This window comes from Enterobacter cloacae complex sp. HYC033_NIDB, from assembly GCF_056673335.1.
Genome location: NZ_CP115123.1, coordinates 3,875,535 through 3,901,418, shown reverse-complemented (window position 1 = coordinate 3,901,418; position 25,884 = coordinate 3,875,535). Strand labels below are relative to the sequence as shown.

General features: G+C 59.0%; 17 protein-coding genes. 6 read left to right on the top strand and 11 right to left on the bottom strand.

Annotated elements, in window-relative coordinates:
- Positions 1 to 30: 30 nt before the first annotated feature.
- From O1721_RS18735 to O1721_RS18715, 5 genes are read left to right on the top strand one after another with little or no spacing between them, the layout of a single operon-like run.
- Complete coding sequence (locus O1721_RS18735) at positions 31 to 1,647, top strand: ABC transporter substrate-binding protein (RefSeq protein ID WP_032104611.1); 1,617 nt, start codon at positions 31 to 33, stop codon at positions 1,645 to 1,647.
- Positions 1,644 to 2,681: an ABC transporter permease gene (locus O1721_RS18730; protein ID WP_032104610.1), complete on the top strand. Its 1,038-nt coding sequence runs from the start codon at positions 1,644 to 1,646 to the stop codon at positions 2,679 to 2,681. Before O1721_RS18735 ends, O1721_RS18730 begins: the two co-directional genes overlap by 4 nt.
- Complete coding sequence (locus O1721_RS18725; protein ID WP_015572358.1) at positions 2,678 to 3,583, top strand: ABC transporter permease; 906 nt, start codon at positions 2,678 to 2,680, stop codon at positions 3,581 to 3,583. Before O1721_RS18730 ends, O1721_RS18725 begins: the two co-directional genes overlap by 4 nt.
- Positions 3,555 to 4,415 (top strand): ABC transporter ATP-binding protein, encoded by an 861-nt coding sequence (locus tag O1721_RS18720; protein WP_032104614.1) that lies wholly within the window; start codon positions 3,555 to 3,557, stop codon positions 4,413 to 4,415. The genes O1721_RS18725 and O1721_RS18720 overlap by 29 nt, the downstream gene beginning before the upstream one ends.
- Before the next feature lie 9 nt (positions 4,416 to 4,424).
- Complete coding sequence (locus O1721_RS18715; RefSeq protein ID WP_032104609.1) at positions 4,425 to 5,198, top strand: ABC transporter ATP-binding protein; 774 nt, start codon at positions 4,425 to 4,427, stop codon at positions 5,196 to 5,198.
- A 69-nt stretch (positions 5,199 to 5,267) separates the two neighbouring features.
- Here the strand turns inward: O1721_RS18715 and yegS are convergent, their stop codons facing one another.
- The 10 genes from yegS to yegD form a co-directional block, all read right to left on the bottom strand.
- Positions 5,268 to 6,167 carry a lipid kinase YegS gene (yegS, locus tag O1721_RS18710; protein WP_032104608.1) on the bottom strand — a complete coding sequence of 300 codons (900 nt, stop codon included), beginning with the start codon at positions 6,165 to 6,167 and terminating at the stop codon, positions 5,268 to 5,270.
- Positions 6,168 to 6,415: 248 nt separating this feature from the next.
- Complete coding sequence (trhP, locus tag O1721_RS18705; protein WP_017383261.1) at positions 6,416 to 7,777, bottom strand: prephenate-dependent tRNA uridine(34) hydroxylase TrhP; 1,362 nt, start codon at positions 7,775 to 7,777, stop codon at positions 6,416 to 6,418.
- Between the two features lie 151 nt (positions 7,778 to 7,928).
- Positions 7,929 to 8,867 (bottom strand): hypothetical protein, encoded by a 939-nt coding sequence (locus tag O1721_RS18700; protein WP_015572363.1) that lies wholly within the window; start codon positions 8,865 to 8,867, stop codon positions 7,929 to 7,931.
- A gap of 149 nt (positions 8,868 to 9,016) precedes the next feature.
- The gene (gene baeR, locus O1721_RS18695) at positions 9,017 to 9,739 is read right to left on the bottom strand and encodes an envelope stress response regulator BaeR (protein WP_032104607.1); all 723 of its coding nucleotides are present in this window, start codon (positions 9,737 to 9,739) and stop codon (positions 9,017 to 9,019) included.
- A complete protein-coding gene (baeS, locus tag O1721_RS18690; RefSeq protein ID WP_015572365.1) occupies positions 9,736 to 11,139 on the bottom strand; it encodes an envelope stress sensor histidine kinase BaeS in 1,404 nt (467 codons plus the stop codon). The genes baeR and baeS overlap by 4 nt, the downstream gene beginning before the upstream one ends.
- A complete protein-coding gene (mdtD, locus tag O1721_RS18685) occupies positions 11,136 to 12,551 on the bottom strand; it encodes an MFS transporter (protein WP_023295026.1) in 1,416 nt (471 codons plus the stop codon). Before mdtD ends, baeS begins: the two co-directional genes overlap by 4 nt.
- Positions 12,552 to 15,629, bottom strand: a complete 3,078-nt coding sequence (gene mdtC / locus O1721_RS18680) for a multidrug efflux RND transporter permease subunit MdtC (RefSeq protein WP_023295025.1) — start codon at positions 15,627 to 15,629, stop codon at positions 12,552 to 12,554.
- A complete protein-coding gene (locus tag O1721_RS18675) occupies positions 15,630 to 18,752 on the bottom strand; it encodes an MdtB/MuxB family multidrug efflux RND transporter permease subunit (RefSeq protein ID WP_032648877.1) in 3,123 nt (1,040 codons plus the stop codon).
- The gene (locus O1721_RS18670; protein ID WP_032103515.1) at positions 18,752 to 19,954 is read right to left on the bottom strand and encodes an MdtA/MuxA family multidrug efflux RND transporter periplasmic adaptor subunit; all 1,203 of its coding nucleotides are present in this window, start codon (positions 19,952 to 19,954) and stop codon (positions 18,752 to 18,754) included. Before O1721_RS18670 ends, O1721_RS18675 begins: the two co-directional genes overlap by 1 nt.
- Positions 19,955 to 20,132: 178 nt before the next feature.
- Positions 20,133 to 21,485: a molecular chaperone gene (yegD, locus tag O1721_RS18665; RefSeq protein WP_032648875.1), complete on the bottom strand. Its 1,353-nt coding sequence runs from the start codon at positions 21,483 to 21,485 to the stop codon at positions 20,133 to 20,135.
- A 130-nt stretch (positions 21,486 to 21,615) separates the two neighbouring features.
- On the opposite strand from yegD, the gene alkA reads away from it, so the two are divergent.
- On the top strand, positions 21,616 to 22,488 hold the full coding sequence (gene alkA / locus O1721_RS18660) for a DNA-3-methyladenine glycosylase 2 (protein WP_032103513.1): 873 nt from the start codon (positions 21,616 to 21,618) through the stop codon (positions 22,486 to 22,488).
- Here alkA and O1721_RS18655 read toward each other — a convergent pair.
- Positions 22,453 to 25,782: a diguanylate cyclase gene (locus tag O1721_RS18655; protein WP_032103511.1), complete on the bottom strand. Its 3,330-nt coding sequence runs from the start codon at positions 25,780 to 25,782 to the stop codon at positions 22,453 to 22,455. The two genes, alkA and O1721_RS18655, sit on opposite strands and share 36 nt — an antisense overlap.
- Positions 25,783 to 25,884 lie beyond the last annotated feature (102 nt).

The following is a 25,884-nucleotide window of genomic DNA, read 5'->3' as shown; positions in this document are numbered from 1 at the left end:
ATAAAAACGTACCCTACAGGCGATATATACATGAAACGATCTCCCTTAGCCGGGGCGTGCTTGCTCGCGCTCTCGCTGATGATGGGGAGCGGTGCGGCGTACGCGAAAACGCCGCCCGACCAGCTCATCATCGGCATGAACATGAATAACCTGCTGACCCTCGATCCGGCGGCAATGACCGGTAACGAAGTGGTCGGCATTGTGGTCAATCTCTACGACTCGCTGGTGGAGCTGGACCCGAACGCGCTCACCAACGTCAGGCCCGCGCTGGCGACGTCCTGGGATATTTCGCCGGACCGTAAAACCCTGACCTTTCACCTGCGTGACGACGTTAAATTCCACTCTGGCAACCCGCTCACGGCGGAGGATGTGGTCTGGTCGATGCGCCGTCTGCTGCACCTCAACCTTGCCCAGGCCTCGGTGTGGAAGTCGTATGGATTTTCTAAGCAAAACATCGACAGCCAAATCAGCGCCCCCGATGCCTACACGGTGCAAATTGTTCTGCCTAAGCCTAACGATCCGCAGCTGGTGATCTACTCCCTCGGCGCGCTCGGCAACCTCGGCGTGCTCGACAGCAAAACGGTGCAGCAGCACGCGGTGAATAACGACTGGGGCAACCGCTGGCTTACCACCAACGAAGCGGGTTCCGGCCCGTTTATGCTGGAAACCTGGCAGGCGAAGGATGTGCTGCGCATGCAGCGCAACCCGCAATACTGGCGGGAAGAACCCAAAATGAGCCGGGTGGTGCTGCGTCATTTCCAGGAGTCACAAACCCTGCGCCTGATGATTGAGAAAGGCGACCTCGACGTTGCCAACAACATGGCGGTGGCGGACATTAACGCCCTGCGCAAAGACCCGCAGCTCACCGTCGAAGCCGTGCAGAAAGGCACGGTCTACTACGTGGCGATGAGCATGAAAGAGGCCCATTTCGCTAACCCGAAGGTGCGCGAAGCGGTGCGCTATCTGATTGACTATCAGGGCATCAACAGCGCGCTGATGCCGGGCTACGGCGTGCTGCACCAGCGCCCGATCAAGGCGGGTATGCCGTCCACGCTGCCGGACCCGGGCTATAGGCTCGATATCCCGCGCGCCAGAAAGCTGCTGGCGGAGGCGGGCTACCCGGACGGGTTTGACACCACCCTGCGGGTGCTGGCGGATCAGCCGTTCCTCAATATCGCCATCGCCGTGCAGTCGACGCTGATGCAGGCGGGCATCAACGCCAAAATCATCACCGGCACCGGGAACCAGATTTACGGCGCAATGCGCGAGCGCAAGTTCGACATGCTGGTGGGGCGCGGCGGTAGCGGCGTCGAACCCCATCCGCACTCCAGCCTGCGGGCGTTGGTCTATAACCCGGACAACAGCGATGAAGCCCGTCTGACCAACTTCCAGGGCTGGCGTACCAGCTTCTACGACAAGCCGCTCAACGAAATGATCGACAAGGCCCTGCTGGAGCGCGATCCGGAAAAACAGTTCGCCGACTACCAGCAGATCCAGGTCCGCTACGACGCGCTGATCCCGGCGATGATCCCCCTGTCACAGATGGTCGATTCGGTGGTGGTGCGTAACGAGGTGAAGAACTTCCAGTCGCACCCGTCGGCCACCACCTTCCTGCGTGAGGTCTACAAAACCGGAGGTGACAAATGAGTGTGGCAATTCTCGCGCCCGGCTCACGGACCCGGCGCTTCTCAAAGCGGTTAACGCAGGTGGTGGTGACGCTGTTCGGCCTTCTGCTGCTGACCTTTTTCATCGGCCGCGTAATGCCCGTTGATCCGGTGCTGGCGATTGTCGGACCGGATGCCGACCACAGCACCTATCAGCAGGTCTATCACCAGCTGGGATTCGACCGGTCGCTGCTGGCTCAGTTCGGTATTTACCTCAATAACCTGCTGCACGGCGATCTGGGCAATGCCCTGCTGACGGGTAAACCGGTGACTGCCGATATTCTGCGCGTCTTCCCGGCGACGCTCGAGCTGGCGACGATGGCGATTATCGTCGGTGCGGGTCTGGGCATTCCGCTGGGCGTACTGGCGGCGGCGCGGCGCAACAGCGTTTCCGACTACGTGGTGCGCATCATCAGTCTGGCGGGTTATTCCACGCCGATTTTCTGGGTCGGGATGATGGGGCTGCTGCTGTTCTACGCCTGGCTTGGCTGGGTGGGGGGCGCGGGGCGTGTGGATCTCGGACTGGAGGGGGTAGTCCCACGCCGCACCGGACTGATGACGGTGGATGCGCTGCTGGCCGGGAACGGCGCGGTGTTCTGGAACGCCATTAACCATCTGGTTTTGCCCGCGTCGCTGCTTGGCTTCCACTCGCTGGCCTATATCAGCCGCATGACCCGCAGCTTCATGCTGGCGCAGCTGTCGCAGGAGTTCATTATCACTGCCCGGGTGAAGGGCTTAACTGAACGTCAGGTGATCTGGAATCACGCGTTTCGCAACATTCTCGTGCAGCTCCTGACGGTAGTGGCGCTGGCCTACGGCTCGCTGCTGGAGGGGGCGGTGCTGATTGAAACCGTCTTCTCCTGGCCGGGCTTCGGTTCGTATCTCACCGGCAGCCTGCTGCTCGGGGATATGAACGCGGTCATGGGCTGCGTGCTGCTGGTGGGGGTCATCTTCGTGATGCTGAACCTGCTCTCCGACATGCTGTATCAACTCTTTGACCCGAGGACGAAATCATGACCGTTTCTCTGGATTCGCCGCTGGGGACCGGGCCATCCGAACGCCGCCAGCGTATCAGACGCACGCTGGGCCGCGCCGCGGGCTTCGTCGGCAAGATGGCGCGCAATCCGCTCACCGCCATCGGCGGCGGGATTATCCTGCTGCTGCTGATTGTGGCGGCGTTTGCCCCGCTGATCGCGCCGTACAACCCGCTGGTGCAGGACCTCAATAACGCGCTGGTCGCCCCGAACGCACTGCACTGGTTCGGCACCGACGAGTTTGGCCGGGACATCTTCAGCCGGCTGGTGTACGGCGCGCGCATCACGCTCTACATCGTGCTGCTGGTCTCCGTGACCGTTGGCCCGCTGGGGCTGCTGCTGGGCGTGACCGCAGGCTACTTCGGCGGCAGGGTGGACGCGGTGCTGATGCGCGTCACCGATATCTTTATCTCCTTCCCGAGCCTGGTGCTGGCGCTGGCGTTTGTCGCGGCGCTCGGGCCGGGGCTGGAGCACGTGGTGATTGCGATTACGCTCACCGCCTGGCCGCCGATTGCCCGTCTGGCGCGCGCCGAAACTCTCTCTCTGCGCCAGGCCGATTTTATCTCCGCCGTGCGGCTTCAGGGTGCTTCCCCGGTGCGCGTACTGTGGCGTCACATCGTCCCGCTGTGCCTGCCGTCAGTGATTATCCGCATCACCATGAACATGGCGGGGATCATTCTCACCGCCGCCGGGCTGGGCTTTCTTGGCCTTGGCGCACAGCCGCCGGAGCCGGAGTGGGGAGCGATGATCTCCAGCGGTCGTACCTACATGATGGAGTGCTGGTGGGTGGTGACTATTCCGGGGCTGGCGATCCTGATCAACAGTCTGGCGTTCAACTTCTTAGGAGATGGCCTGCGTGACATCCTCGATCCTCGTAGCGAATAACCCGATGCTCGACGTGCGCGATCTCCACGTCGATTTTATCAACGGCGACGCGGTCACCCACGCGGTGCGCGGCGTCTCTTTCCAGCTCGGACGCGAAAAGCTGGCGATTGTCGGTGAATCCGGTTCCGGTAAATCCACCGTCGGGCGGGCGCTGCTACGCCTGCATCCGGCCAAAGCGCAGATCCGCGCCGCGCGGATGCAGTTTGGCGATGTCGATTTACAGGCCGTCAGCGAGGCGCAGATGCGCGGCATTCGCGGCAAGCGCATCTCGATGATCATGCAGGACCCGAAATACTCCCTTAACCCGGTGGTGTGCGTGGGCGACCAAATTGCCGAAGCCTGGCTGACCCATCATCCGGGGCGCAAGGCGGAAGCCAAAGCCAGAGTGCTGGAGATGCTCGACGTGGTGCGCATTCGCCAGCCGGAGCGGGTGTATCACCTCTGTCCGCACGAGATTTCCGGCGGGCAGGGGCAACGCATCATGATCGCCATGATGCTGATCGCCGACCCGGAGCTGGTCATTGCCGACGAGCCGACTTCGGCGCTGGACGTGTCGGTGCGCTTGCAGGTGCTGGGGTTACTGGATGACCTGGTGCAGTCCCGCGGTCTGGGGCTGATCTTTATCAGCCACGACATCAACCTGGTGCGCAGCTTCTGCGACCGGGTGCTGGTGATGTACGCCGGACGGGTGGTGGAGTCGATTGCCGCGAAGGATCTGCACAACGCCAGGCATCCCTACACCCAGGGGCTCATCAGCGCGCTACCGGAAATCAACCATCGCCGACCGACGCTGCCGGTATTACAGCGTCAGGCCAGCTGGCTCACCGAGTAAGGAGCAGAGATGATCGAGATACAACACCTTAACCTGACGTTTGGCGAGGGCGAGAAGCGTAATCAGGTGCTGGACGATGTGAATATCAGCGTGAGGGACGGCGAGATTTACGGCCTGGTGGGGGAGTCCGGTTCGGGCAAAACCACGGTGCTGAAATGCCTTGCCGGGCTGTTTACCCACTGGGAGGGCGAGCTGGCGATTAACGGCAAGCGGCTGGAAAAACGTATCAGCCAGGAACGCTGCCGCCGGGTGCAGATGGTATTTCAGGATCCGTACGGCTCTTTGCATCCGCGTCACACCATCGGCGATATTCTGGAAGAGCCGCTGCACATTCACCGCATAAAAGATCGGGAGCGGCGCGTTCACGCCCTGCTGGATAAAGTTGGGCTTAGCCGGGCGTTTCGCGATCGCTATCCGCACCAGCTTTCCGGCGGGCAGCGCCAGCGCGTGGCGATTGCCAGGGCGCTGATTCTGGAGCCGCAGGTGCTGCTGCTGGATGAACCTACCTCGGCGCTGGACGTCTCGGTGCAGGCGGAAATCCTCAACCTGCTGGCGGAACTTCAGCGTGAGTCGAACCTGACCTACCTGATGGTGACCCACGATCTGGGCGTGATTGCCCATCTGTGTCAGAAGGTGGCGGTAATGCAGTATGGCAAAATCCTTGAAAGCCTGACGGTGGACGAACTGGTCGCCGGGCAGGCCAAAACCGACTATACGCGGATGCTGGTCAATGCCTCACAGCAGTATTCCCGCGAGATGGCGCGGGAGGTGGCGGTGTATTAGGTAGCCGGGTGGCGACTACGCGATCGGTCCTGTAGGCCGGGTAAGGCGTAGCCGCCACCCGGCAAACCATCAGCGCAAGAGCTGACAATCCGGCGGTAATCGGCACTGCAATGCGCCCGGAACAACTTCGATGCGGAATTTCTCTCCGCTCAGCGGTTCGCCATCAAGGTTAAAGGTCATGCCGTGTGGGGCGATCACTTCAAACCACGCGGATTTCCCGGCGATAATATTGGGGCTCTCCTCTGGCTGCGTCAGCGTCGTAAACAGCGCGGGCAGCAGCCCGTCGCCAGTAAAAATGCGCAGCTGTAGCTGACCATCATTAATCAGGGCTTCCGGGCAAAGCAGCTGTCCGCCGCCTGCCTGACGTCCGTTGCCGATACCAATCACCAGCGCGTCGCCCTGCCAGTGGAAGTTCTCACCGTGGATTTCACAGCTGTCGGGCTTGAGGGTGTCCATGCGCATCAGGCCGTGAATGAGGTACGAGACGCCGCCCAGCGCGGCTTTCAGCTTCTCCGGCGTTTCGCTGGTGATCCGCGTGCCGAAACCGCCCGTTGCCATGTTGATAAAACAGGTTCTTTCATTCACCTGCGCGATGTCGACGGCGGTCGCTTTCCCGAGGATAGCCAGTTGCAGTGCTTTGCCTAAATCCTCAGGTATGCCGGCGCTGGTGGCAAAATCATTGGCGGTACCGAGCGGTAAAATGCCCATCACCGGGCGATGTGCTGTGTTGAGGTCAATAAGCGCACCAGCGATCTCGTTGATTGTTCCGTCGCCGCCGCCTGAAATGATGGTCTCAGCACCTAACCTGATGCCTTCGTCGATATAGCGTGCCGCATCGCCTTTTTCAAAGGTCACCCGCACGTGAATGCGCGCGCCATCTTCACGCAATTCGGTGATCGCCTGGCGCAACAGATCGTTGCCTGCACTTTTGCCATTGAGAATTAATAAACTGTCTGGATAGGATGCCATCCGGGTTGCTCCCTTTTTTAACTATAGAAAGAGTGTATCCCAGAGAAGGAAAAAGCGGGTAAGAACAGGATGAAAGGCAAAAAATAAGCCCGCGTAAGGGAGATTACGCAGGCTAAGGAGGTGGTTCCTGGTACAGCTAGCATTTATGGGTTATGTTTTTCAGCGGGGGGATAATACCCGTATTGAACGAAGCGGTATGTGATCCGATTCTAAGAATTATCCCAGCGTGAAAAAATCCCGTTGATTGACTATTTGCCGTGTGGATTTCGGGTATTTTCACCTTCAAAATTACGCATCAGCAGTGCAAACTCCAGCTCTACCTCTTCAGGAACCGGCAGCCAGACCACATGGCCGTCGCCAGGAGCGACCTCTATCGCCTCACCTTTTTTGTTTTCCAGGTGCTCGAGGCGGAAGTTCATGTTGCCCTGAGGCGTCATCAGCTCCAGGCTGTCGCCTTTAGTGAATTTGTTTTTTACGGCGACGGCGGCCAGCGGACCTTTACGTTCGCCGGTGAAGTCGCCTACAAACTGCTGGCGTTCGGAAATCGAGTAGCCATGCTCGTAGTTCTGGTAGTCGTCGTGGGTGTGACGACGCAGGAAACCTTCGGTATAGCCGCGATGCGCCAGACCTTCCAGCGTTTCCAGCAGGCTGGTGTCGAACGGTTTACCGGCGGCGGCATCGTCGATGGCTTTGCGATACACCTGTGCGGTACGGGCGCAGTAGTAGTAAGACTTGGTGCGGCCTTCGATTTTCAGGGAGTGTACGCCCATCTGGGTTAAACGCTCGACGTGTGCGATGGCGCGCAGATCTTTGGAGTTCATGATGTAGGTGCCATGCTCGTCTTCGAAGGCGGTCATGTATTCGCCCGGACGTTTGGCTTCTTCGATCATAAACACGCTGTCGGTAGGCGCGCCGATACCCAGCGTTGGCTCAACGTTGGTGACCGGGATCGGCTCGTGTTTGTGCACGATATTGCCGATGTCATCTTCTTTGCCTTCCTGAACGTTATATTCCCAGCGGCAGGCGTTGGTGCAGGTGCCCTGGTTCGGGTCACGCTTGTTGATGTAGCCAGAGAGCAGGCAGCGGCCGGAGTAGGCCATGCACAGCGCGCCGTGAACGAAGATTTCGATCTCCATATCCGGCACCTGGGTGCGGATCTCTTCGATCTCTTCGAGGGACAGCTCGCGGGACAGAATGACGCGGGTCAGCCCCATCTGTTTCCAGAATTTCACCGTTGCCCAGTTGACGGCGTTAGCCTGCACCGAGAGGTGAATGTCCATCTCCGGGAAGTTCTCCCGAACCAGCATGATTAAACCCGGGTCCGACATGATCAGCGCGTCCGGCCCCATCTCCACGACCGGCTTCAGGTCGCGAATGAACGTTTTCAGCTTGGCGTTGTGCGGCGCGATGTTCACCACCACGTAGAATTTTTTGCCCAGGGCATGCGCTTCATTGATGCCGAGCTGAAGATTCTCGTGGTTGAATTCGTTGTTACGCACGCGCAGCGAGTAGCGCGGCTGGCCCGCGTAAACGGCGTCGGCACCATAGGCGAAAGCGTAACGCATATTTTGCAGCGTTCCCGCCGGGGAAAGGAGTTCCGGTTTAAACATGTTTGTTCTCGTTCTGATGACAGGTCAGATCCGCGTGCACCTGGTGCAGCGGTAAGGGGAGATCCCCCACTTTAAGGGCGGGCATTGTAGCGCTGCGGGGCGGGGAGGTAAAGCGCCTCACCCCTTTCAGATGACATAATACTTCGTATCTTTAAACCATTAGCGATATGACATACAAACACAAATATATTAAAGCAAGTAGAATAATACCGGCGATAAGAATGAAACCAATGGCATTCATCGTAGCCGTTCCAGAATACTTGACTGTCCAGATGGCAACTGTTCGAATGTTATGCAGTATTTTTGTGATCATATAGCTGATGAAAACAATAAGCAGCGTCAATTGCGTAAACATGGAAAGGTAAAACATGATAGCCTGCGGAATGAAGTAGTTAGATATTGCCCCTTTTGAGGTAAAGATAATCATGGTTTCGTTATCGATGAAATCCAGTGAAGACCGTATCACTTCCAGCGGGTTCCATGTCATTACAGGTCTGTCTTCAAAATACAGGCCTTGCTGGATATAGAGGTCCTCAATCGAAGCATTTTTAAGATGGGTGACGATAAGTGTAAATGAGAGCATAACGCCCAGAACAATTGAAGAAAAATAAACGATCGATTTTACAGACGAAAACCCTTTCGATAGACCTGCGTTAATGTAAGCTCTGATAAGATAAATTGACATCACATCAAGCAGTAAAGAGTACCAAAAGCCAAAATGAATAAAGTCATGTAATGCAACTTTAATGGTCAATGGCAGATGTTGAGGAATGATGTGCTCAGGATTTCTAAAAGTCAGCACCCAGAGATACCAAACTACAAATAAGATACTGGAATATAAAATCAATAAAAACGGTATGGTAATTAATTGCCTTTTTGAGAATGCATGATTACCGAATGCCAGGAAAAAAGCGCTTACCCATTGCTCGGAAAACTTGGTTATTCTGTTTTTTTTAGGTATGAGGAGTTCTATTTTTTGTATTGCTTTTGTTTTCATTTTTTTATTATAAGCAAATAACCCCAAGAAAAGGCTGGCAACGCTTATAGCTGTGGTGATGATAATGAATAAATTACCAATAACATTTTGCATTTCTTGAAGCCGTAATATTGTGATTTATTTCGTTTTTAACATCAAACATTACAATTTGCAATTGTCAAATCAGGTAGGGGTGTTGTTAGAAAGTGAATGTTATGAAGAACGATGATTACCTGGGCAGGTAATCATCGTTAAAGCAAATATTAAGCAATCCTGCACGCATCCGCTTCCCAGCGATAACCCACGCCGTACACCGCGCGAATAAACGACTGGTCGGCGTCCAGTGCCTCCAGCTTGCGGCGCAGGTTTTTGATGTGACTGTCGATGGTGCGGTCGGTCACTACGCGGTAATCGTCATACAGATGGTTGAGCAACTGTTCGCGGGAAAACACTTTTCCCGGCTCGTGGGAGAGCGTTTTCAGCAGGCGGAACTCCGCTGGGGTAAGATCCAATAGTTTGCTGCGCCAGCTCGCCTGGAAGCGGCTTTCGTCGACGATCAGCGGGCTTTGCGCATCCAGCACCTGCAATTCACGCTGTGGCTTACAGCGGCGGAGGATGGTTTTCACCCGAGCGACCACCTCCCGCGGGCTGTAAGGCTTGCAGATGTAATCGTCGGCGCCGATTTCGAGCCCCAGCAGACGGTCGATCTCTTCGATTTTGGCCGTCACCATCACGATGGGCACATCGGAGAAACGACGAATTTCCCGGCACAGAGTCAGGCCGTCGGTACCCGGCAGCATCAGATCCAGCAGGATCAGATCCGGCGGCGTCTGGCGCACGTAGTGCAGCACCTGGTCACCGTGGCTGATAAGCGTTGGCGCGTAACTTGCGGCACGCAAATAGTCGATCAGCAGTTGCCCAAGTTTAGGCTCGTCTTCCACGATCAAAATACGCGGTGTGTTGTCGTCAATCGGTAACTCGGTCATGCTTCCCTCGATAAATCCCGTTCCAGAGGTAACTCTACTGTAATGCTAACCCCGCCAAAAGGCGAATGGGCGGCGCGGATGGTGCCGCCGTGGGCCTCAACAATGTTAACGCAAATCGCCAGCCCAAGGCCGGAACCGCCGCTGGCGCGGTTGCGTGAACCTTCGGTGCGATAGAAGCGCTCGAACAGTTTTTCCAGCTGCGCATCTTTCACGCCAGGGGCGGAGTCCGCAAAGGTCAGGGCAAAGCGCCCGTTTTCCTGCCTGCCGGAGATATGCAGCGCGCCGCCGCCGTCGGTGTAGCGGAGGCTGTTCTCCAGCAGATTATTGAACAGCTGCATCAGGCGATCTCTGTCGCCAAATACCACCGCGCTGTCCGGCAGCGAGAGGTTGATTTTCAGGTCACGGCTGGCGAAGCGTTCGCGGAATGCGCCGGTCACGACTTCAAGGATATTGATCACGTCGACTGGGGCTTTCTGGTAGGCCAGGGCGCCTTCGTCGGACATGGAAAGCTGATGCAGATCGTCCACCAGCTTGGTCAGCGTGCCGACTTCCGCCTGAAGCGAGGCCACGGACTCGGGGGTGAACTGCCGCACGCCGTCCTGAATCGCCTCCAGCTCGCCGCGCAGCACCGCCAGCGGGGTGCGCAGCTCGTGCGAAATGTCGGCCATAAAGTCGCGGCGCATCTGCTGGTTTTTTTCCAGCGTGCTGGCGAGCTGGTTGAAGTCCTGCGCCAGCTTGCCCAGTTCATCCTGGCTGCGGGTGTCCACGCGGGTCGAGAAATCACCCGCCGCCAGCTTGTGCGTGCCTTCCACCAGGCGCTTAACCGGCGCCAGCAGGCCGCGCGCCAGCGGGAAGGTGGCGAGCGCCGCAAGCAGGGTAGAAAGCGCGACAATCAGCCAGCTGGTCTGACGCTGCTGGCGGTCAAAGTTGATGTCGGTGTTGCGCGTCAGCCGCTCGACCGGCGAGGCGATAACCCAGCCCACCGTGGCGCCGTTAGAGGTAATGGCGCGCTTTGTGCCGTCCGGCGGTACCGGAGAGCGTGGTCCAACGAGCACGCGCATCTCCTGATCTATCACCCAGAACTGGGTGCGCCAGCCGTGCGGCGGCATGCCCGGCCCCGGGCGGTCGTCGTCATTATCGTGCTCCAGCGAGCGCAGGATTTGAAACACAAAGCGATCGTTATTGCGCAGAAAACGCCAGTTACCGTGCAGGCTATACTGTTCGCCCAGCGCGTCGCTTAAGCCCTGTAGTCGCTGTTCGTTACCGTGCTTAATGTAGTCAATAAAGCCGCGCTCAAAGCTGACCCGCACCGCCCAGTGCATGGTAATCAGCAGAACGATACAGGTGGCGAAAATCGCCACAAAAAGCTTACCGGTGATCCCCGGACGCCAGAATTTCATGGTGCACTCCTTTTGCCGCGTCGGATCACGACGTTTTTGGTCGTGTCATTCGGTACTCTGGCAAAGATAAAAGCGGGCAGGGCGATAATTACCGCCATGCTGAGGTAAGTGTATAAAAAGACCTGATGCGCGACGGGGGTGTCGGCGCTGAGATGGTGCTGCCCGTACATGCCGAGCAGCAATCCGGCGACCGTGACCCCCACGCTCATGGAGAGCTGCATGATCATCGACAGCAGGCTGTTACCGCTGCTCGCCAGCTCGTCCGGCAGATCTTTCAGCGTCAGGGTGTTCATCGACGAGAAGCGCATGGAGTTGATGATCCCTTGGCAGAACAGCACCAGCGGCAGGATGTAGTACCAGCCCAGCAGCGCCACGGCCATAAACAGCAGGCAAACCAACGCCAGCCCGATCGTGGCGGCCACCAGCACCCGGCGATAGCCAAAGCGGTTCACCACCTGCACCACAATACGCTTCATCCCCATGCTGCCGAGCACCATCGGGATCATCATCAGCCCGGCGTGGAACGGCGAGAAGCCCATCCCAATCTGTAAAAATACCGGCGTCATAAACGGCAACATGCCGCTGCCGATGCGTCCAGCAAAGCTGCCGAACAGACCAAGACGGTAGGTGGGATTCCTGAACAGATTCAGGCTGAACAGCGCGTTAGCGTTGCCTCTGGCATGCCACAGATACCAGAGAATCGCGGTGATCCCCAGCGCCACCAGCAGGGCGAGCGACAGGGAGGATATCCCCAGCCCTTTTTGCCCGTCGAGGGCCAGGGTGAGCATCGCCATGCCAGCCGCCAGCAGGATGAAGCCAAAAAAATCAAAGCGCCGGGTCTGCATTTTATAGTTCGGCATCAGCGTCAGGGTGGCAATCGCGCCGATAATACCGACCGGCAGGTTGATCAGGAAGATCCAGTGCCAGGAGGCGTACTCCACCAGAATACCGCCTAGCGCCGGGCCAAGCAGCGGGCCGACCTGACCGGGCAGGGTGACGAAGGTCATCGCCGCCATATACTGCGCGCGCGGAACAATTTTCATCACCGTTAACCGCCCGACGGGCACCATCATCGCGCCCCCGACGCCCTGTAGCACGCGCGCCATCACCAGCTGGTCGAGGGTATTGGCCTGGGCGCAAAACAGCGACCCGGTGGTAAACAGCACAATGGCGGTGAAGAAGATATTTCTCACACCGACTTTATCCGCCAGCCAGCCGCTGGCGGGCAGCATCACGGCGACCGTCAGCACGTAGGCGACAATCACCATATGCATGTGCAGCGGGCTCTCCCCCAGGCTTTTCGCCATCGAGGGAAGGGCGGTGTTCACGATGGTCGTGTCCAGCGACTGCATAAAGAAGCCGAACGCGACGATCCACAATTGCCAGCGAACGTTACTGGGTAGGTCGGTCATTTACTCGGTCACCGTGGTTCTCTTTTTACGCGAAAAACGCAGCCGCAGTCGGTCAAAGAACAGATAGACTACCGGCGTGGTGTAGAGCGTCAGCAGCTGGCTCATCACCAGGCCGCCGACAATCGTGATCCCCAGCGGCTGGCGCAGTTCAGAGCCGTCACCGCCGGATATAACCAGCGGTAGCGCACCGAACAGCGCGGCCAGCGTGGTCATCATGATCGGGCGAAAACGCAGCAGACAGGCCTGGAATATCGCCTCGTCCGGCGTCAGGTTGCCGTTACGCTGGGCGTCCAGGGCAAAGTCGACCATCATAATCGCGTTTTTCTTCACAATACCTATTAATAGCATGATCCCGATGAGCGCGATTAGGCTGAACGGGGCACCGAACAGCTCCAGCGCCAGCAGCGCCCCCACGCCCGCAGAGGGAAGCGTGGAGAGAATGGTCAACGGGTGCACATAGCTTTCGTACAGCACGCCCAGCACGATATAAACCGTGGCAATAGCCGCCAGGATCAAAATGACCTGCGAGTTCATGGTGTCCTGGAACACCTGCGCCGTACCGGCAAAGCTGCCGCGCACGGAGGAGGGCACCCCGAGCTGGGTCATGGCGCGGTTGATGGCGTCGCTGGCCTCAGACAGCGACGAGCCGGTTGGCAGGTTAAACGACACGGTCGAGGCGGCGGAAAGCCCCTGGTGGTTCACCGACAGCGGCGCGTTCGACGGCTGCCAGCTGGCGAAGTACGACAGCGGGATCGCCTTGCCGTCATTATTGATCACAAACATCTTGTCCAGCGCGCTGATGTCCTGGGTGTAGCGCGGATCAACTTCCATCACCACCTTGTACTGGTTCATCGGCTGATAGATGGTGGAAACTTCACGCTGCCCGAAGGCGTTGTTAAGCAGGCTGTTGGCCGCTTCAACGTTAATGCCCAGGCGGGACATGGTTTCGCGATCGTAGGTGAGCGCCATCTCCGCGCCGTTATTCTGGCTGTCGGAGTTCACGTCCGCCAGCTGCGGCAGCGCGGCCAGCGCTTTACGGATCTTCGGCTCCCACTCGCGCAGGGCGGCTAAGTCATCTGAGAGCAGGGTATACTGATAGCTGGCGTTAGCCTGTCGTCCGCCGACGCGGATATCCTGAACGGCCATCAAAAACAGATTTGCCCCCGGCTCTTTGGCAAGCTTCAGCCGCAGGCGGTCAATGATCTGCTGCGCCGTTTCGTGACGTACACCGCGTGGCTTAAGGGTAATAAACATCATCCCGCTGTTAACGCGCGAGCCGCCGGTAAAGCCGGTGACGTTATCCACGGCCGGATCTTCCCGGATGATTTTCATAAAGTCTTGCAGTTTGCCCCGCATCGCCTGGAACGAAATACTCTGGTCCGCCTGAATACCGCCCATCAGCACGCCGGTATCCTGCTCCGGGAAGAAGGTTTTCGGGATGGTGATATACATCCAGACGTTGAGCACAATGGTGCCGATAAGCACCAGCCCGACCATCCGCGTGTGGTTCAGCACCCATTTCAGCGATTTGCCATAGCCTGACTGCATCGCCATCAGGACGCGGCCAAAGCCTTTCCTGCGCGGCTGCGAGTGCGGTTGGCTGCGCTTTAGCATCCAGCCGCACATCATCGGGGTCAGCGTCAGCGAAATCACCAGGGAGATACCGATGGCGACGGAAAGCGTGACGGCAAATTCGCGCAGCAGTCGCCCCGGCAGGCCGCCCATCAGCAGCAGCGGCAGGAACACCGCCACCAGCGACAGGCTCATGGACAGGACCGTGAAGCCCACTTCGCGCGTCCCCTGAAGCGCCGCCTGGAGCGGCTTCATGCCCGCTTCCAGATGGCGCGAGATATTCTCCAGCACCACGATGGCGTCATCCACTACAAACCCGGTGGCAATCGTCAGCGCCATCAGCGACAGGTTGTTAAGACTAAACCCACACAGGTACATGGCGGCAAAGGTGCCTATCAGCGATACCGGAACCGCCACCGCCGGGATCAGCGTGGCGCGCCCCGAGCGCAGGAACAGGAACACCACTAGGATCACCAGCGCGACGGAGATAATCAGCGTTTGCTCGACCTCCTCAAGCGAGGCGCGAATGGTAGGGGAGCGGTCCTGCGCAATCTGGAGGTCGATGGCCGCCGGAATCGTTTCCTGAAGCTCCGGCAGGCGCGCGCGGATGCTGTTCACCGTCTGGATGATGTTGGCTTCCGGCAGTTTGCGGATCATCAGCAAAATCGCCGGTTTGGCGTTGGTCATCCCGGCGTTACGCACGTCCTGCACCGAATCGGTGACGCTGGCGACGTCGCTCAGGCGCACCGCCGCACCGTTGTTGTAGTGAATAATCAACGGCTGATACTCGGCGGCGGTTTTCAGCTCGTCGTTGGTCTGGATCTGCCAGCGGTGGCTGTTGTCCTCAATCGCGCCCTGCGGCTTACGCACGTTGGCGTTGCTGATGGCGGAACGCACGTCGTCCAGCGACACGCCCTGGTTAAACAGCGCCTGCGGATTCAGCCCCACGCGCACGGCGGGCAGGGAGCTGCCGCCGACGTCCACGTCGCCCACGCCGTCAATCTGGGCGATGGTTTGCGCCAGCTGGGTGGAGGCAAAATCGTACAGCTCGCCCTGGGAGTAGGTCTCTGACGTGAGCGTCAGGATCATGATCGGCGCGTCGGACGGGTTAGCCTTGCGGTAGGTTGGACGGCTCGGCATGCCGCTTGGCAGCAGGCTTTGGGCGGCGTTTATCGCGGCCTGCACGTCACGCGCCGCGCCGTTGATGTCCCGGTCGAAGTTAAATTCCAGAATGATGCGCGTGCTGCCCAGCGAACTGCTGGAGGTCATCTCGTTAACCCCGGCAATTCGCCCAAGCGAGCGCTCAAGCGGCGTCGCCACCGATGACGCCATGGTTTCCGGCGAGGCACCCGGCAGCGAGGCGCTGACCATGATCACCGGGAAATCGACCTGCGGCAGCGGGGCCACCGGCAGCAGCCGGAAGCCCAGCACGCCGCACAGGGTAATAGCGACGGAGAGTAAAATCGTCGCCACCGGACGGTAAATGAAGAGGGCGAAAAACTTCACTTACGCCTCCTCTTCACGTTTCGGGAAGCGGCTTTTCGTCCACAGGGCCAGACGGTCAAACAGCAGGTAGATAACCGGCGTGGTAAACAGCGTCAGCACCTGGCTCACCAGCAGGCCGCCCACCATCCCGATGCCCAGCGGACGGCGCAGTTCGGCCCCCACGCCGGTGCTCAGCATCAGCGGCAGCGCGCCCAGCAGGGCGGCGAGGGTGGTCATCAGGATCGGACGAAAACGCAGCAGACAGGCCTGGTAAATGGCCTCGCGCGGCGCCATACCCTGCTCGCGCTCGGCGGCCAGCGCAAAGTCGATCATCATGATGGCGTTTTTCTTCACAATGCCGATAAGCAGGATGATGCCGATGATCGCAATGACGTCCAGCTCGCTCCCCGCCAGCATCAGCGCCAGCAACGCCCCCACGCCCGCTGTCGGCAGGGTGGAGAGGATGGTGATCGGATGGATAAAGCTTTCATACAGCACGCCAAGCACGATATACATCGCCACCACCGCCGCGACAATCAGCCAGACGGTGCTGCCCAGCGCGGCCTGGAACGCCAGCGTACTGCCCTGGAACTGGGTCTGAATATCGGACGGGAAGCTGAGTTCTTTCTCCGCGCCCAGAATGGCCTCCACCGCTTCGCCCAGGGAATACCCGTCCGGCACGTTGAAGGAAATGGTGGTGGACGGGAACTGATCGAGATGGTTAATCGACAGCGGGGTGTGACGCTCTTCCACGCTGGCAATGGCGCTGAGCGGCACAATCCCGCCGTCTTTGCTGGTCAGGCGCACCGTGTCCAGCGCGGCCAGCCCGGGCGTGTTTTCGGTGTTATGTTCCAGCACCACGCGATACTGGTTGGCCTGGGTATAGATGGTGGAGATCAGGCGCTGGCCAAAGGCGTTATACAGGGCGTTATCCACGTCGGACATGGTAATGCCCAGACGGCTGGCGGTGTCGCGGTTGACGTTCACGTACGCCGCCAGCCCTTTATCCTGCCAGTCGCTGCTGACGTCAGAAACCTGCGGCAGTGCTTTCAGCTTGTCCACCAGCTGCGGCACCCAGGTGCTCAGTGCCTCAAGCGAGGTGGCCTGGAGCGTAAACTGGTACTGCGTGCGGCTCACCTGCGTATCAATGGTTAAATCCTGGATCGGTTGCAGATACAGCTCAATGCCCGGCACGCGCGCCACCGCGCTTTGCAGGCGTTCAATCACCGCGTTAACGCGATCGTCGCGGTCATCGAGCGGTTTAAGGTTAATTTGCAGGCGCGCGCTGTTGAGCGACGGGTTGGTGCCGTCCACGCCCACGTAGGCAGTCAGGCTTTCCACGGCCGGATCTTTCATGATGATCTCAGACACCTGCTGCTGGCGCTGCGCCATGTTGGCGAAGGAGACCGTCTGCGGCGCCTGAAGCGTGCCCTGAATAATGCCGTTGTCCTGAATCGGGAAGAAGCCTTTCGGAATGAAAATCCACAGCATGACGCTGAGCGCCAGGGTGCCGAGCGCCACGCCGAGCGTTGCCCACGGATGGTTCAGCACTTTCGCCAGCACGCGGCCATAGGCGGCAATAATGCGCTCGAACATCCGCTCGGAGGCGCGCGAGAAGCGGTTTTGCTTGCGCAGGGACTCGTGGCTCAGCATGCGGGCGCACATCATCGGCGTCAGCGTCAGCGACACCACGGCAGAGATCAGAATGGCGACCGCCAGCGTCACGGCAAACTCGCGGAACAGCCGCCCGACGATATCGCCCATAAACAGCAGCGGGATCAGCACCGCAATCAGCGAGAAGGTGAGCGAGATAATGGTAAAGCCGATCTCCCCCGCGCCCTTCAGCGCGGCGGCTAACGGCTTTTCACCTTTTTCGATATAGCGCGAGATGTTCTCGATTACCACGATGGCGTCGTCCACCACAAACCCGGTGGCGATGGTGAGCGCCATCAGCGTCAGGTTGTTAATCGAGAAGTCGAGGAACATCATCACCGCGAACGTGCCGACCAGCGAGAGCGGCACGGCGACGGCGGGAATGATGGTTGCCGGGACGTTGCGCAGGAACAGGTAGATGATCATCACCACCAGCGCAATCGCCAGCATCAGCTCGAACTGGGTGTCGGTCACTGACGCGCGAATATTCGTGGTGCGGTCAGAGAGCACTTTCACGCTGACCGATTTTGGCAGGCTTTCCACCAGCTGCGGCAGCATGGTGCGAATGCTGTCGGCGGTATCAATAATGTTCGCGCCCGGCTGGCGCTGAACGTTCATGACAATCGCCTGCTGCTTATTGGCCCACGCCCCGAGCCAGCTGTTTTCCGCGCCTTGTTCAACGGTTGCCACGTCGCCCAAACGGATCGGCGCGCCGTTCTGGTAGGCAATGATCAGCTGACGGTACTCATCGGCGGACTGCATCTGGTCGTTGGCGGAGAGCGTGACCGCGCGGGTCGGGCCGTCCAGCGAACCCTTCGCTGAGTTGACGTTGGCGCTGCTGATGGCGGTGCGAATGGTTTCGCTGGTTAACCCCAGCGCGGCAATGGCCTGGGCATTCAGTTTGACGCGCACGGCGGGGCGTTGACCGCCCGCCAGCGTCACCAGCCCCACGCCGGTCACCTGCGAAATCTTCTGCGCCACGCGGGTTTCAACCATGTCTTCCACCTGGGTCATCGGCATGGCGGAGGAGGTGACGGCAAGGGTCATGATCGGCGGATCCGCCGGGTTGACCTTGCTGTAAACAGGTGGATTCGGCAGGTCAGACGGCAGCAGGTTTGTGGCGGCGTTAATCGCGGCCTGCACCTCCTGCTCAGCGACGTCCAGCGACAGCGTGAGCTGGAACTGAAGCGTGACGACCGAAGCGCCACCGGAGCTCTGGGACGACATTTGCTTCAGGCCAGACATCTGGCCAAACTGACGCTCCAGCGGGGCGGTGATGGCAGACGTCACCACATCCGGACTGGCGCCCGGATAGAGGGTGACAACCTGAATGGTCGGGTAGTCCACTTCCGGCAGCGCCGACACGGGCAGAAAACGGTAGCCAATGATCCCGGCCAGCAGGATCGCCACCATCAGCAGGGTCGTCGCAACCGGACGTAAAATAAACAGGCGTGATGGCCCACCTGTAGAGCTCGGCGGCATCACCTGCATCAGGCTTTTGCTCCTGTATTCTGCGCTTCCACCACCTCGACCTGCGCCCCTTCGGTCAGACGGTCAATACCGTCGGTCACGACGCGGTCGCCAGCGGACAGCCCGGCGCTGATCACCACCGTCTGGCTGTCCTGGATGCCGGTTTTCACCAGGTGTTTGCTGACCTTGTTTTCGCTGTTCAGCACCCAGACAAAGTTGCCTTCACTGCCCATTTGCAGGGCCGCCGTCGGGATCACCACCGCGTTTTCTTCGGTCGCGACCAGCATTCGCGCGTTGACGAACTGATTCGGGAACAGGGCATCGTCCTGATTGTTGAAGCGTGCTTTTAGCTTGATGGTGCCGGTGGTGGTGTCGATCTGGTTATCCAGGCTCAACAGCGAACCTTCGCTCAGCTTCTGCTTGTTGGTGCGATCCCAGGCTTCAACCACCAGCGCTTTTCCGGCCTTCTGCGCCTGTATCACCGTCGCAATGTCGCTTTCCGGCAGGGTAAAGACGAGATCGATAGGGTGCGTCTGGGTGATCACCACGATGCCCGTGGTATCGCCGCTGGAGATTTGGTTCCCGATATCGACCTGTTTCAGGCCCACGCGGCCGTCAATCGGCGCGGTGATCCGGCTCCAGTCGAGCTGGAGCTGGGCGCTGGCGACCGCGGCTTCGTCGGCCTTGATGGTGCCCTGAGATTCACTGACCAGAGACTGCTGGGTGTCCAGCTCCTGGCGTGACACGAGGTTGGTTTTTACCAGCTGCTGATAGCGGGCTAAATCGCGGCGGGCATTGGCGAGGGTGGCTTTGTCTTTCGCGAGCTGCCCCTGCGCCTGCGCCAGGGCCACCTTAAACTGGCTTGGATCGATTTCCGCCAGCAGATCGCCGGCTTTTACCTGCTGACCTTCCTGGAAATGGATGGCCATCAACTGACCGTCCACGCGGCTACGTACCGTCACGGTGTTGGCGGCGGTGATGGTTCCCAGCCCGGAGAGATAACGAGGCACCGCTTTATTCACCGCCGTTGCCGCCTGCACCGGTGCCAGCGCACCGCCGCGCATAGCGTGGCGCCCGCCGCCCGTTGAGCGTTGTGAGGGGCTATTAGCGCCAGCAGGTGCCGTGGAGTTCGCGGACTGGCTGTGCCAGTACCAGGCGGCGGCCAGGACCACCACAATCAGACCAACGGCGATTGCCCAGCGGGATTTGTTACTGCCTTTCATCGTTATACGTTCTCATCCTGAAACTCTTTCGGGGAATGATACTAGTTTAGTCAGCTAACACAGCGGAAAAATGGAGGAAATATGGAAGACTGTCGGGAATTGTCTGAGTGTGGCGCAGCGGTTTTCACCCTCTCCCCGTGGGAGAGGGCCGGGGTGAGGGCACCAGACCGCACCAACGCTAGCTAAACACCACCTGCGCCCAGCGCGCCAGCCCTGCCGTAACGGAGCCAAAGTCATCGCCGCCGGCAATCGGGATCCCCGGCAGCTGTTCCGCCAGCGCTTTCTTGATCAGCGGCGAACGGGCGCTACCGCCAGTCAGGTAAATTACGTCCGGCATCACTTTGCCGTTCTCAAGCGCCAGTCGCACCTGCTCCAGAATACGCTGAAGCGGCTGAGTGAGCGCCATTTCCAGCCCTTCCTGAGTGATAGCCGTAGCCAGATCGTCACTGATAAACGGCAGCGAAACCGCATGCTCTGGACGATCGGAAAGGGCAATTTTGCTCTCTTCGGCGGTGCGCACTACGCGGTAGCTCAGGCGCTGACGCCACACCTTATACAGAAGTGCGACCTTCTCTGCATCCTGCGCATCACGCACCAGATCGTTGAGGAAACGGCCATTCGCGGTGCTGTAAAAATCACTCTGGGCAGGGACGTCGTTGATGGCAATCGCGTTCCACCACGGCAGGATCGGCAGGGCGATGCCTTTCTCGGTTTGACCGCTCATGCCGAGCAGCGGCATCAGGCTCTTGAAGGCCAGGGCAATATCAAGATCGTTACCGCCCACGCGGCAGCCGCTGTGCCCCAGCAGACTATTTTCACGATCGCGACGGTGATGCCACTGGGGACCCATCAGCAGTAATGAACAGTCCGTCGTACCGCCGCCGATGTCCACCACCAGCACCCGTTTCTCTTCCGTCAGCGTGGCTTCAAAATCCAGCCCCGCCGCAACCGGCTCATACTGGAACACCACGTCACGGAAGCCTGCCCGGTGCGCTGCACGCTCAAGGATCCCCTGCGCCTGCTGGTTGGCTTCGTCGCCGCCCAGCCCCTGAAAGTTAATCGGACGGCCAATCACCGCCTGGGTGATGGCATCCGGCACCTGGGACTGCGCCTGATTGCGGATGTGCAGCATCATCGCGCAGACCAGATCTTCAAACATCGCCACCTGCTGCGGCTTCAGGCCGCTGGCGCCGAGGAAGGATTTCGGCGATTTAACGAAGTAGACCTCTTCCGGGTCTTCAATGTACTGCCCGAGGGAAGAGAGGCCGAACTGCACGCTGGACGGGGTAACGTCGATATCTTCCTCGCGGTTAAAGCTGACCGCACGGCGCAGCAGCGCCTGGGTCTCTGCCGCCGTGGCCGGAACCTGATGGTGGCGGAACAGCCACTCGCTCACCGCTTCACGCGTGGGCGCACAAAGCATTGACGGCAACAGCGTACTGCCGTTTTCCATTTTCAGGAGCTGCGGTTGTCCGTTTTGCATTATCGCAACCGAGCAGTTTGCGGTGCCGTAGTCGAATCCAATAAACACAATAAATCCCCATGCCGGTGAGAAGGGGCGAGACTTTAGCGAAATGTCTGCCAGGCGACAACAGGAATATGAAAGCAAGGCGCAAGGCGATCTTTCGGTTTATGCTGAGGTAAATACAAAAGGAGAGACGATGTACACCCTGAACTGGCAACCGCCCTACGACTGGTCGTGGATGTTTGGCTTTCTTGCCGCGCGTGCGGTCACGGGGGTTGAGACCGTTACGGAGGATTACTACGAGCGCAGTTTTGGCTATGCCGGGCACCAGGGCGTTTTCCGGGTTACGCCAGACAGCGCAACCCCTACGCTGGCGGTGTCGCTCAGCCCTGGCCTGATCCCGGTGGCGGATATCTGCCTCGACCGCATCTCCCGTCTGTTTGACCTCGATTGCGACCCGCTGCACATTGCGCAGACTCTCGGCGATCTCGGCGCGGCGCGGCCGGGCTTACGTTTGCCGGGCGCGATGGATGCATACGAGCAGGGCGTGCGCGCCATTCTCGGGCAACTGGTGAGCGTGGCGATGGCGGCAAAACTGGCGTCACGGGTGGTGGCGCTGTGCGGTGAACCCATTGAGGATGCGCCGGGCTATCTCTGCTTTCCTCCGCCAGAGGTGCTGGCCGCGGCAGATCCGCTGGCGTTGAAAGCCCTCGGGATGCCGCTCAGGCGTGCGGAGTCGTTGATTCATCTGGCGCAGTCGGTGGTGGACGGTGAATTCCCGCTATTCCCGCCTGCGAACGTTGAGGCCGGGATGAAGGCGCTACAGCAGCGCCCCGGCATCGGGCGCTGGACCGCGAATTATCTGGCCCTGCGCGGCTGGCAGGCGAAGGATGTTTTCCTGCCGGATGACTATCTGATTAAACAGCGCTTTGCCGGTATGACGCCCGCGCAGATCCGTCGCTATGCCGAGCGCTGGCAGCCGTGGCGCTCGTATGCGCTGTTACATATCTGGTACACCGACGGCTGGTCGCCGTCAGTTGATGGCGAAATAGCTGGTATTCAGCAGTAGATCGAGCGGCTGCGCTTCCCCGATGGTGTCGCCGTAAATGAAGTCAACGCCGATACCCGATAGCGTATCCATCATGATCGACTGATGGCATGGCCCGGCAATGGTTTTTATGCCCAGACGCTGGGCGTGGCCCTGAATGATTGTCACCATCATCTCATCCATCAGATTGCCGTGGACGTTGGTCACCACGTCTGCATCCAGCAGCAGATAATCAGCGGTATTGGCGCTGAGCTGGCTGAAGACGTTCATATCGCGTCCGACCCGGGTCAGCACCACGCGACAGCCAGCCTGACGAAGCTTTTGTAGGCCCTGCTGCACGTTTTCATCCGTATTGCTCAGCACATCAACGGCGATCGCCAGATGCAGCAGCCGCGCCGGCAGCGGACCTCTGGTGATCAGGTCGAGCAGCTCATCCACCAGCGTGACGCTGGCTAAACCCGCTTCTGAGAGCGGCAGCGCGACGCCCATTCCTTTGGCCGCCACCTGTGCGGCATAGGTACGGAAAAATTCGCTGAATATACGTCGGTCCAGGGCGTGCAGCAGCTCCGGCTCCGCCAGCCCGGCGCGGAAGGCATGCTCTTCCAGCACTTCCCCCTGGCTGGTCCAAAGCCGCAAGGAAATCAGCCAAAAGCTGCTGCTCTCGGGAATGCGCGGCGAGGCGACGCTGCGGGCGATCATCAGCAGATGGTTATCTTTAATCATGTGCCACTGCTCATCCAGCGACATCATGCTGCGCGTGCTGTGGATCCGCTCCTGCTGGGGTTCGTAGACGGTGACCACGCCGCGCCCGCTGTTTTTCGAGGCGTAGCAGGCAATATCGGCCTGAGACATCACTTCCGCAGCCTGATAATTGGTGTCGTCAATCAGCGTAATCCCCGCGCTGGCGCCAATGCGGTGCAGGCGTCCTTCCCAGGAGAAATGATAGTTGTTGATGGCGTCGATCAACCGGCCCGCAATATAGCGTGCGCTTTCGACGTTGCAGTCCGGCAGCAGCAGGCCAAACTCGTCGCCGCCCAGACGCGCCAGCACGTCGCTGGAGCGCAGCATGGTCAGCATCAGCGAAGAGAGTTCGCGCAGGAGAGCGTCGCCCGCCGCGTGGCCTGCCGTATCGTTCACCGCCTTAAAACGGTCAAGATCGATAAAGACCAGCGCGTGACGCTGATGGGTCTCCTGTACCGTCTGCAACAGGCGCTTAAGATGGTTTTCAAAGCTGACGCGGTTCGCCAGGTGGGTAAGGGCGTCATGGGAAGCGCTGTAGCTCAGCTGGCGCAGCATTTTGCGCGACTCGGTGACGTCCTGAATCACCAGCACCGAGCCGATGGTGTGTCCTTCCAGAGTGCTGAGGGGGGTTATGCTGTAATGAATGTCGAAACTGCCGCCATTGCGGCAGTTAAGCACCACATCCTGTTCGATATCGGTACGGGACATATCGCCGCTGTGGATGTTTTCCATTAACGGACCGTTCTCGCCGAAGCTAATGTGCAGCACCTTCAGAATGGGCTGACCCAGCGCTTCGCTTTGCGACCAGCCGCTCATCTTCTCGGCGACCGGGTTCATAAAGGTGATGTTCATGTCGATGTCGGTACACAGCACCGCTTCGCCGATGGAGTCGAGGGTGATATGCAGGCGCTCTTTTTCCTGGAACAGCGCCTCGTTCAGCAGCTTCACCTCAGTCATATCCATGTTGATCCCTAACAGCCGCTCCACTTCGCCCTGTTTGTTCAGCACCCGGTTCGCCAGCGAACGAATGTGGCGAATGCCATCCTTGACGCGAATGCGAAATTCCAGCTTGAAAGGTACCCTGGCCTGGAGTGACTCACGCAGGACCTGTTCGGCGTGCGTACGATCTTCAGGCACCATGGCCGCATGCCAGAGCTGCCAGGTGGGTTTAATGTGCGGGGGGATTTCGTAAAGCTCAAACATCCGTTTATCCCAGCTGATCACGTCCGGCTCCAGATCCCACTCCCAAATCCCGATGCCACCGGCTTCGTTAGCGAGAGTGATACGCTCCATCAGACGCTTATTCACCCACTCGGTCTGTTTCAGATCGTTGATGTCTTCAATCTGGGCAATAAAGTAGAGCGGCGTGCCGTCGGCATGGCGCACAACGGAGACGGCCAGCAGCGCCCACACCACCTCGCCGCTGCGGGTGTAGTAGCGTTTTTCGAGGGTGTAGGTGTTGATCTCGCCGTGAATCAGCTGTTGCAACTGCTCCAGGTCGGTATTTAAATCTTCCGGCCAGGTTAACTGCTGGAACGTGAGCGACTGAAGCTCAGACTGGCTGTAACCGAGGAAATTGCACAGAGCCTTGTTGGCCTGGAGCCACTGGCCCTCAATGCCCACCAGCGCCATACCAATCGCGGAATACTCCATCGCATTGCGAAAACGTTCTTCGCTTTCCGTAATATGTTTACGCTCGGCCCGGAAGGCATACATCACCATCGTCATAATGTTGGCGGGGAGCAGCATCATCAGGAAGGGGAGCCACGGCGCGTTGAAGGTGACGATCATGGTGGAGGGCGTCATGGAGAGCGGATTTCGCGCCATCATCAGGGACACCATCATGATGGTGAATAAAAATATCAGGAACGCTTCCATACGCGGCAGACGGACCGCGCTCCACATCAGTAGAACGATAATGCAGGTGAATGGCCACGGCAGCCAGGTGATTGCCGTCCAGCTAAGAACCAGCGTGACGACCAGGGTCACCAGCGTTTCCAGCAGCAGTTTCGGGTTGCGGTGGCGCAGCAGGTAATGCGGCTTAAACAGCAGACCTAACGGCACCAGCGCCAGTGCGCCAATGGCTTCTGAAAGTACCCAGACAAGGAAATTACGCAGCGGCTCCGCGCTCGGCACCAGAAAATGAACCAGAACGCCCCCCACCAGCGGCGGCACCAGGGCACTGCCGAGGGCAAGCCGGACCCAGTCGTTGAGGTTTTGCAGCGGATTATACCAGGGGAGCAGTTTACGCAGTAACAGCGCGCCAACCGTGGCCTCAATGATATTGATCGCCGTGTAGGTGATGTTGAGCGATGCCCATGAGAAGAGCATCCACGAGGCAAAGATATTGCCAAAGGAGCAGGCGAGCGCAATGCCGGGCCACATTTTTCCCGCGTGGCGGTAAAACGCCACCATCATAATTGAAGTCGGGAACCATAATGGCGCCAACAGCGTACCGAAGCGAGTCAGCTCGAGGGAAAATAAGGTGAAGATGAACGTGACCAGACCCAGACAGACAAGCCGCAGTAAAGGATGTGGGGTAGTAACCAAAACCCGCTGGTATTGTTTATTCATTACCGCTCTATCCAGGGACGCCATGTTGTCAGGAGCCAGGTCCGGACGCGTGAAATTAATAATTTGGTTTATGCTAGTACAAACATTTTACAATTCATATGC